The 8,856-nt window shown below is 73.1% G+C and carries 9 protein-coding genes; all 9 read left to right on the top strand.

Annotated features, from left to right (window positions below; translation table 11 throughout):
• Positions 1-2: 2 nt before the first annotated feature.
• The 9 genes from hisH (at position 3) to VF612_RS17380 (ending at position 8,772) form a co-directional block, all read left to right on the top strand.
• Entirely contained in the window at positions 3-692 is a 690-nt protein-coding gene (gene hisH, locus VF612_RS17420; RefSeq protein ID WP_408661119.1) for an imidazole glycerol phosphate synthase subunit HisH, read from the top strand.
• A 7-nt stretch (positions 693-699) separates the two neighbouring features.
• Complete coding sequence (locus VF612_RS17415) at positions 700-1,041, top strand: hypothetical protein (protein ID WP_408661118.1); 342 nt, start codon at positions 700-702, stop codon at positions 1,039-1,041.
• Positions 1,038-1,781, top strand: coding sequence for a bifunctional 1-(5-phosphoribosyl)-5-((5-phosphoribosylamino)methylideneamino)imidazole-4-carboxamide isomerase/phosphoribosylanthranilate isomerase PriA (gene priA / locus VF612_RS17410; RefSeq protein WP_408661117.1), 744 nt, complete (start codon positions 1,038-1,040; stop codon positions 1,779-1,781). The genes VF612_RS17415 and priA overlap by 4 nt, the downstream gene beginning before the upstream one ends.
• A gap of 2 nt (positions 1,782-1,783) precedes the next feature.
• Entirely contained in the window at positions 1,784-2,575 is a 792-nt protein-coding gene (hisF, locus tag VF612_RS17405; RefSeq protein ID WP_408661116.1) for an imidazole glycerol phosphate synthase subunit HisF, read from the top strand.
• A 109-nt stretch (positions 2,576-2,684) separates the two neighbouring features.
• Positions 2,685-4,157: a neutral zinc metallopeptidase gene (locus VF612_RS17400; RefSeq protein WP_408661115.1), complete on the top strand. Its 1,473-nt coding sequence runs from the start codon at positions 2,685-2,687 to the stop codon at positions 4,155-4,157.
• A gap of 73 nt (positions 4,158-4,230) precedes the next feature.
• Positions 4,231-5,478: an MFS transporter gene (locus VF612_RS17395; RefSeq protein ID WP_408661114.1), complete on the top strand. Its 1,248-nt coding sequence runs from the start codon at positions 4,231-4,233 to the stop codon at positions 5,476-5,478.
• A 47-nt stretch (positions 5,479-5,525) separates the two neighbouring features.
• Positions 5,526-6,092 (top strand): hypothetical protein, encoded by a 567-nt coding sequence (locus VF612_RS17390; protein WP_408661113.1) that lies wholly within the window; start codon positions 5,526-5,528, stop codon positions 6,090-6,092.
• 62 nt (positions 6,093-6,154) lie between these two features.
• Positions 6,155-6,889 (top strand): response regulator transcription factor, encoded by a 735-nt coding sequence (locus VF612_RS17385; RefSeq protein WP_408661112.1) that lies wholly within the window; start codon positions 6,155-6,157, stop codon positions 6,887-6,889.
• A 371-nt stretch (positions 6,890-7,260) separates the two neighbouring features.
• Entirely contained in the window at positions 7,261-8,772 is a 1,512-nt protein-coding gene (locus VF612_RS17380; RefSeq protein ID WP_408661111.1) for a sensor histidine kinase, read from the top strand.
• The last annotated feature ends 84 nt before the right edge of the window (positions 8,773-8,856 follow it).

Raw genomic sequence — 8,856 nt, 5'->3', positions numbered from 1 at the left:
TGGTGCTCGACTACGGCTCGGGCAACATCCGCTCGGCGGTCCGGGCGCTGGAACGGGTCGGCGCCGAGGTCCGGTTGAGCGCCGATCCACATGAGGCGATCGAGGCCGACGGCCTGGTGGTGCCCGGTGTCGGCGCGTTCGCGGCGTGCATGGCGGGCCTGCGCGCGGTCGGGGCCGAACGCATCCTGGCCGAGCGGATCGAGGCCGGCCGCCCGGTGCTCGGCATCTGCGTCGGCATGCAGGTGCTCTTCGACGCCGGCATCGAGCACGGCGTCCAGACACCGGGGCTGGGACTGCTGCCGGGGCGGGTCGAGCAGCTGAACGCCCCGGTGATCCCGCACATGGGCTGGAACACGGTGCGCCCGCCGGCCGGGTCGGTGCTGTTCGACGGCGTGGGCGAGGACACCCGGTTCTACTTCGTGCACTCCTACGCGGTGCATCCCAGCTCCGAGCACCCCAGCTCCGAGCACGCCCGCTCGGAGCGCCCCAGCTCTGAGCGGCCCAGCGCTGAGCACGCCAGCGCTAGGCACGCCAGCGATGGGCGCGCCGGCTATGCCGCCACCCTCGCCGAGCACGGCGAGGACTTCGTCGCCGCGGTGGAGGCCGGGCCGCTGTCGGCGACCCAGTTCCACCCGGAGAAGTCCGGCGATGCCGGGGCGCAGCTGCTGGCCAACTGGCTGGGGACCCTGTGACGGCGTCATGAGCAAGGAACGAGCGCTCCGGCGCGCCGAGCGCCAGGCGGTGACCGCCCAGCGGCTGGAGCTGCACCAGCAGCGGCAGGCCGCCGAGGCCGCCCGCCGGCGGCGCCGGGCCCGCTGGCAGGCGTTGACCGGACGCCGCCGCGGCAACCAGTCCCCGGGCGGCCGGCTCACCGCCCGGCGCAAGGAACGGCGCGCCGTGATCGCCTCGGCGCTGCTGGTCGTGGTGGTGCTCACCTACCTCATGACCCGCTCGTTCGCCATGGTGGTCGGCGTGCTGCTGGTGGCGGCGATCGCGGTTCCGGCGCTGGCCGCGGCCTTTCTGGATCGGAGCAGGAGATGAGCGGGTCACCCTTGGTGCTGCTGCCAGCCGTCGATGTCGCCGGCGGCGTCGCGGTCCGGCTGGTGCAGGGCGAGGCCGGCACCGAAACCGGCTACGGCAGCCCGCTGGACGCGGCGCTGGCCTGGCAGCAGGGCGGCGCCGAGTGGGTGCACCTGGTGGACCTGGACGCGGCGTTCGGACGCGGCAGCAACCGCGAGCTGCTGGCCGAGGTGACCGGGCAGCTGGACATCGCGGTGGAGCTCTCCGGCGGGATCCGCGACGACGAGTCGCTGGCCGCCGCGCTGGCCACCGGCTGCGCCCGGGTCAATCTCGGCACCGCTGCCCTGGAGTCCCCGGACTGGGTGCGGTCGGTGATCGCCCGGCACGGCGACCGGATCGCCGTCGGCCTCGACGTCCGGGGCACCACGCTGGCCGCCCGGGGTTGGACGGCGGAGGGCGGTGACCTGTACGAGACGATCGCCCGCCTGGACGCCGACGGCTGCGCCCGGTACGTGGTCACCGACGTGCACCGCGACGGCACCCTGACCGGGCCGAACCTGGACCTGCTGCGCTCGGTGTGCGCGGTCACCGACCGGCCGGTGGTTGCCTCGGGCGGGGTGTCCACGCTGGATGACCTGCGCCGGCTGGCGGAGCTGCGCGATCTCGGCGTCGAGGGCGCGATCATCGGCAAGGCGCTCTACACCGGCGCCTTCACCCTCGCCGAGGCGCTGGCCGCGGTGGCCGCAGCAGCCGAGGCCTGACCATGGCCGTCGCGGTGCGTGTGATCCCGTGCCTCGACGTCGCGGACGGCCGGGTGGTGAAGGGCGTCAACTTCACCGGCCTGCGGGACGCCGGCGATCCCGTGGAGCTGGCCCGCCGCTATGACGCCGAGGGCGCCGACGAGCTGACCTTCCTCGACATCACCGCGTCCTCGGCCGGCCGGCAGACCACCCTGGAGGTGGTGTCGCGGACCGCCGAGCAGGTGTTCATCCCGCTCACCGTGGGCGGCGGGGTGCGCTCGGCGGCCGATGTCGACACGCTGCTGCGCGCCGGGGCCGACAAGGTGGGGGTGAACACCGCCGCGATCGCCCGTCCGGAGCTGCTGGCCGAGATCGCCGACCGGTTCGGCCGGCAGGTGCTGGTGCTGTCGGTGGACGCCCGCCGGGTGCCGGCCGGCGCGACGGGGACCGAGTCCGGCTTCGAGGTGACCACCCATGGCGGACGGCGCGGCACCGGCATCGACGCGCTGCGGTGGGCGGCGCGGGCGGCCGAGCTGGGGGCGGGGGAGATCCTGCTGAACTCGATGGACGCCGACGGGACCAGGGACGGCTTCGACCTGGAGCTGATCGCCGCGGTCCGGGCGGTGGTGTCGGTGCCGGTGATCGCCAGCGGCGGGGCCGGCGCGGCGCGGCACTTCCCGCCGGCGGTGGCGGCCGGCGCCGATGCCGTGCTGGCGGCCAGCGTGTTCCACTACCAGCAGGTCAGCATCGGCGAGGTCAAGCAGAGTCTGGCCGCAGCCGGGGTCCCGGTCCGGCTGCCCGCACGATCTAGCTGACGGTCCTGCCGCCCGACGGCGCGGGCCGCGGCCAGGTAGCCTGAGGCACTGCCCGTCCGTCGGGCGCCGCAGGCCAGCACCGCCAGCGGCCTGCCACCTGGGAACCGTCGTGACACTCAACGTCCGCCTGCTGCTGGCCGCAGCGCTGGTGCCGCTGAGCCTGGTGCTGTCGGCCTGCGACCCGTCCCTGCCGCGGCCGAAGAGCACCGGCTCGGCCCGTGGCGAGGGCGGCGACTTCACGTCGAACGCGGCCGTCCGGGTGGTCAACGACGGCCGTACCCGCTTCGACCAGCAGGTCAAGAACGCGGTCGCGGATCTCCAGGAGTTCTGGCGCGAGAACTATCCCAAGATCTCCGGCGGCCGGGCCTACCCGGAGCTGCGCGGCGGGATCTACTCCGTGGACGGAACCAAGATGACCGCCGCGCTGCGCCGCAACGCCTGCCTGCGCCGGGATCCGCGGGGCGCGGCGAACAACGCCTTCTTCTGCACCGTCGATGATTCAGTGGTCTATGACCGCAATACCGGCCACCTGGTCGGCCAGCTGGCCGAGAAGTACGGCCCGTTCATGATCACCGCGGTGATCGCGCACGAGTGGGGCCACGCCATCCAGCAGCGGCTGGGCATCTTCGAGGACAACGCCGGCAGCCCGCCTCCCACCATCTTCACCGAGACCCAGGCCGACTGCGCGGCCGGCGCCTTCATCGCCACCGTCCAGGACGGCCGGACCCCGCACGTGACGGTCGATCAACAGCAGCTGGAGACCACGCTGCTGGGTTACCTGCAGGTGCGGGACCCGCCGCCGCTCAGCACCGCCCAGATCTCGCACGGCAACGGCTTCGACCGGCTGTCGGCGATGGCCGACGGGATCGCCAACGGCGTCGGCTTCTGCTTCGGGGAGGAGTTCGAGCAGCGGCGCTTCACCGAACGCCCCTTCACCACCGAGATCGATTACCTGCAACGGGGCAACCTGCCCTACGCCCAGATCATCGATCCGACGCCGGACTCGCCCGACCAGTCCACCCTGCAGATCGAGCTGAACCGGTTCTGGGCGGACGCGGCGAGGTCGGCGGACAAGCAGTGGCGCGATGTCAGTATCGATCAGACCAACGACCCGACCTGCCCGGACGCCCGGACCACCGAGTTCAACTACTGCCCGGGCGGCAATGTCGTCTACTTCAGCGACGAGTTCGCCCGGCAGGCCTACAACAGCCTGCCGGACAAGCGGGTGGACCGGGCCACCGGCCGGCTGACCCTGGTCGACGACGCCCCGGCGGACTACGCGCTGGGCATGCTGTTCGTCTACGGCTGGAGCATGGCGGTGCGGGCCCAGCTGTTCCGGGCGCCGACCGAGGACCGGGACGCGCTGCTGGCCGCCAGCTGCTACAGCGGCGCGTTCACCGCGGCGATGAACAGCGGCCGGTCCGAGGGCTTCCAGCTCTCGCCGCCGGACATGGACGAGGCGACCTCGGCGGTGATCAAGCTGGTGCCCTCGCCGGAGGCGTTCGGCGCGCACGAGACCACCGCGCTGCAGCGGATCCAGCGCTTCACCGAGGGCTACTTCGGCGGGCTGGCCGACTGCTGAGGACGCGCACCGGCGGCGGTGACGTTCGACCGGACCGGGAACAACTCAGCGGCCCCAGGTGCTGGAACCGGACGTGATTGACGCCGCAACCGACCTGCCCGCCAACTCCCGGAGCGAGACCACCAGCCGGCGCGGCACGCTGGCGATCTTCGCGCTGGCGATCGGCGGCTTCGCGATCGGCACCGGCGAGTTCGTCTCGATGGGGCTGCTGCCCAACATCGCCGACGGCGTCCGGATCTCGATCCCGCAGGCCGGGCATGTCATCTCCGCCTATGCCCTCGGGGTGATGGTCGGGGCCCCGGTGATCGCCGCGCTCGGCGCCCGGCTGCCCCGCAAGCGGCTGCTCTGGTGGCTGATGGCCGCCTTCGTGATCGGCAACGTCGCCTCGGCGCTGGCGCCCAGCTACCCCACCCTGGTGGCGGCCCGGTTCTTCTCCGGCCTGCCGCACGGGGCGTTCTTCGGCATCGGGGCGCTGGTCGGCGCGTCGCTGGTGCCGCCCAACCGGCGCGCCTGGGCGGTGTCGATGATGCTGGCCGGGCTGACCGTGGCCAACGTGGTCGGGGTGCCGCTCACCACCCTGGTGGGCCAGCAGTGGGGCTGGCGCTGGCCGTACGGCCTGGTGGGCGTGCTGGGCATGCTGACGCTGGCCGCGGTGCTGCTGTGGATCCCGCAGCGCCCGGCCGAGCAGGGCAGGACGATGCGTACCGAGCTCAGCGCCCTGCGGCACCGCCAGGTGTGGCTGGCGCTGCTGACCGGCACGGTCGGCTTCGGCGGCATGTTCGCCACCTACTCCTACATCACCCCGACGATGACCACGCTGGCGCACTTCAGCCAGACCGCGGTGACCGGCCTGCTGGCCGTCTACGGCATCGGCATGACGGTGGGGGTGATGCTGGGTGGCCGGCTGGCCGACCGGTCGCTGATGCCGAGCCTGTACGGCTCCCTGCTCGCCATCGCCGTGGTGCTGTTCGGCTTCGGGTACGCGGCGCACACCAAGCCCGGCGCCGTGCTGGCGGTGTTCATCTTCGGGATCACCGGCTCGGTGCTGGTGCCGATCCTGCAGACCCGGCTGATGGACGTGGCACGCGAGGGGCAGTCCCTGGCCGCCGCGTTGAACCATTCGACCCTGAACCTGGCCCACGCCCTAGGCGCCTGGATCGGCGGCCTGGTGCTCGACCGGGGCCTGGGCTACGAATGGCCCAGCCGGGTGGGCGGCGTGCTGGCGCTGGCGGGACTGGCCATCGCGCTGGTGTCGGGACGGTTGGACGCCGGCATTCCGGCGCGCCGCGGTTGCACGGCGCCCGACTTGGCCCCACGCTAGGTTCTCCACCGGCAGCCCGGCACAGCGGACGCACAGGAGGCAGGGCGATGAGCGAGCCCGACCCGACCCGTACGCCGCCCACCGTCATCGGCGCGGTGGCGGCCGGCACGGTGGTGGTGCCCTTCCTGATCGTGTACTCGTTCCTGTTCATCGTCCGTGGCGGCTTCGTCCAGGTCGACCAGCCCGACATCACCGACAGCCGTTCCGGTGAGCTGGTCGCGGGCCTGATCGCGCTCGCCTTCCTGATCTTCGTGCTGTGGGGGATGGGCCGGTTGCTCAACGGCTGGGATCGCTGGGTGTTCGTCGCCGGCCAGGCGCTGACCTTCGGCGTCGCCCTGGACCTGCTGCTCGACCGCGCGTCCGGTGAGCCGCAGGTGCCGGCCGTGGTGCTGTGCGCGTCGCTGCTGGCGCTGGTGCTCGCCTGCCTGCCGCCGTCCTGGCACTGGGTGCAGACCCGTGGCGGCCAGGCGGTGGCGACCGGCGAGCCGACGACGCGGCCGGTGGGCGGGGAGCAGCTCGGAAGCCGCCCCGCGGGCGGGGAGCAGCCGTTCGGAAGCCGTCCCGCGGGCGGGGAGCAGCCGTTCGGAAGCCGTCCCGCGGGCGGCGCGAGCTAGCGCACAGCCTGCTCACAGGGGATGCTAAGGGTGTGCCTACCCGCATCCGGGATCCTCAGCCCATGTCCAGCTCTACCGCCGCCCAGTCCGCCAACCAGCCTGCACCGCGCGCCAAGCGCCGGGTGCTGGTCGTCGATGACGAAGAGAACGTGGTGCACCTGGTGGCCTCGGCGCTGCGGTTCGACGGCTACGAGGCGGTGACCGCCGACAACGGCCATGCCGCGCTGGCCGCGGTCGCCCAGTACGACCCGGACCTGGTGGTGCTGGACGTGATGATGCCCGGCCTGGACGGGCACGCCGTGCTGCAGCACCTGCGCTCGGCCGGCTCGGTGATCCCGGTGATCTTCCTGACCGCCCGGGACGCTGCCACCGACCGGGTGGCCGGGCTGCGCTCGGGCGCCGATGACTACGTCGTCAAGCCGTTCAGCGTCGAGGAGCTGCTGGCCCGGGTGAACGCCGTGTTGCGCCGCACCCAGGCCGACTCCGAGCGCGACGGCGTGCTCCGGGTCGCCGACCTCGAGCTGGACGAGAACAGCCACGAGGTGACCCGGGCCGGCGAGGAGGTGCACCTGACCGCCACCGAGTTCGAGCTGCTGCGCTACCTGATGCGCAACGAGCGGGTGGTGTTGTCCAAGGCGCAGATCCTGGACCGGGTGTGGAAGTACGACTTCCAGGGCCAGTCCAACATCGTCGAGCTCTACATCGGCTACCTGCGCAAGAAGATCGACCACGTCGAGCCCAAGCTGATCCACACCGTCCGGGGCGCCGGCTATGTGGTCAAGGCGCCGCGGGGGTGACCCTTCCGGCCTCCGGGCAGGCTGGTCCGACCCCCGGGCAGGCTGGCGGCCCGACTGGTTGGGCTGAGCCTGACGGCCCGGCCGGGTCCGTCGGCGCCGCTCCACCCGCTGGGTCTGGCTATCCGGCTGGGTCTGGCTATCCGGCTGGGGCTGGCTACCCGGCTGGTTCTGGCTACCCGGCTGGTTCTGGCTACCCGACCGGTCCCGTCCAACCCGCTGGCGCTGGCTATCCGGCTGCTCCGGGCTATCCGGCGAGCCCCGCCAGTCCCAGCGGCTACGGCCCGGCCAGTCCCAGCGGCTATGGCCCCGCCAGCCCCAGCGGCTACGGCCCGGCCAGTCCGAGCGGCTACGGCCCGGCCGGCCGGACCGCGATGGGCCGCCCGGCGCCCGGCCAGAGCCGCCCGTCGCGCTGGCTGCCGCGCACCCTCAGCGCTCGCCTGGTGGTCGGCGTGGTCGCCCTGCTGCTGGTGGTGGTGACCATCACCGGCGCTGCCACCTACTTCCTGCTCCGGCCGTTCCTGCTGCAGCGGCTGGACCAGCAGCTCAACAACGTCGCCGGCGGCAACGCCACCAGCATCCGGGAGTGCATCCTGTCCGGCGGCAATGTCTGCCCGGTCGGGGGGCCCAGCGGTGGCCGGGCCGCTCAGCTGGCCACCCCCCAGCGGGAGTGGATCGCCGGTTACCGGTCCGACGGAACCACGGCCCTCACCGTCACCGCCAACGTCGTCTCGCTGTCGGCGTTGACCCTGTCCGACCGTCAGCGCGAGCAGATCCTGGCCGACCCGGCCAAGGTGCGCACCGTCGCCACCACCGACGGCGCGCGGCTGCGGGTCACCGCCCGGCAGTTCCGGATCCTGGGGGACACCATCACCGTGGCGACCGGGCTGTCCATGGAGGAGGTCGACCACACCCTGCAGCGGCTGCTGGTGCTGGAGCTGGCGGTCGGGGCGACCGCGGTGCTGCTGGCCGCGGGCCTGACCAGCTGGGGGGTTCGGGTCGGGCTGCGCCCGCTGACCCGGGTGACCAGGACGGCGCAAGAGGTCACCGCGGAGCTGTCCCCGGACGGCTCGGGCCTGGACCGCCGGGTGCCCGACGCCGATCCCGGCACCGAGGTCGGGCAGGTCGCCGCCTCGGTGAACACGCTGCTGCAGGCCGTCCAGGCCGAGTTCGCGGCCCGGGTGCGCAGCGAGGAGCGGATGCGGCAGTTCCTGGCCGATGCCTCGCATGAGCTACGCACCCCGCTGACCTCGATCCGCGGCTATGCCGAGCTGTCCCGGCTGCAGGGCAGTTCCGGCGACTCCCCGGATGACTCGATGCGCCGGATCGAGGTCGAGGGCACCCGGATGTCGCGGCTGGTCGAGGACCTGCTGGTGCTGGCCCGCGGCGACCAGGCGACGGCGAACAGGCGAGAGCCGGTGGACGTCGACATGCTGCTGGCCGAGGCGGCCTCCGCGGTGTCCTCGGCGTACCCGGAGCGGCCCCTGACCATCGCCGCCTCCGGTGGCACGGTGGTGGTCGGCGACCGCGACCAGCTGCTGCGGGTGCTGATCAACCTGGCCACCAATTCCGCCGTCCACACCCCGGCCGGCCCGATCCGGCTGGAGGCCGTCCCCGGCCAGACGGCGGCCGGCGAGGCGGTGGCGTTGCGGGTGATCGACACCGGTCCGGGGCTGCCGCCGGACGAGGCTGCGCACGTCTTCGAGCGGTTCTGGCGGGCCGACAAGGCGCGCAGCCGGGCCAAGGGCGGCAGCGGCCTGGGCATGGCGATCGTGGCCCAGATCGTCGAGGCGCACGGCGGCCACGTGCAGTTCGACTCCTCCGTCGAGGGCGGCACCACCGTCACGGTCACCCTGCCGCTGCGACCGTCGACGGCCGTCGGCTGATCGGCGCTGTTCACGCCCTGATCCCCGGCTGATCGTCGCCCCCGGCTGATCGCCCCCGGCCGATCCCCGCTGTCGGCTGATCCC

Origin of the sequence: Jatrophihabitans sp. (assembly GCF_036388195.1) — a bacterium.
Taxonomy (GTDB): domain Bacteria; phylum Actinomycetota; class Actinomycetes; order Mycobacteriales; family Jatrophihabitantaceae; genus Jatrophihabitans_A.
The sequence above is the reverse complement of the archived record's forward strand: the minus strand, read 5'-3'. Positions and strand labels throughout refer to the sequence as shown.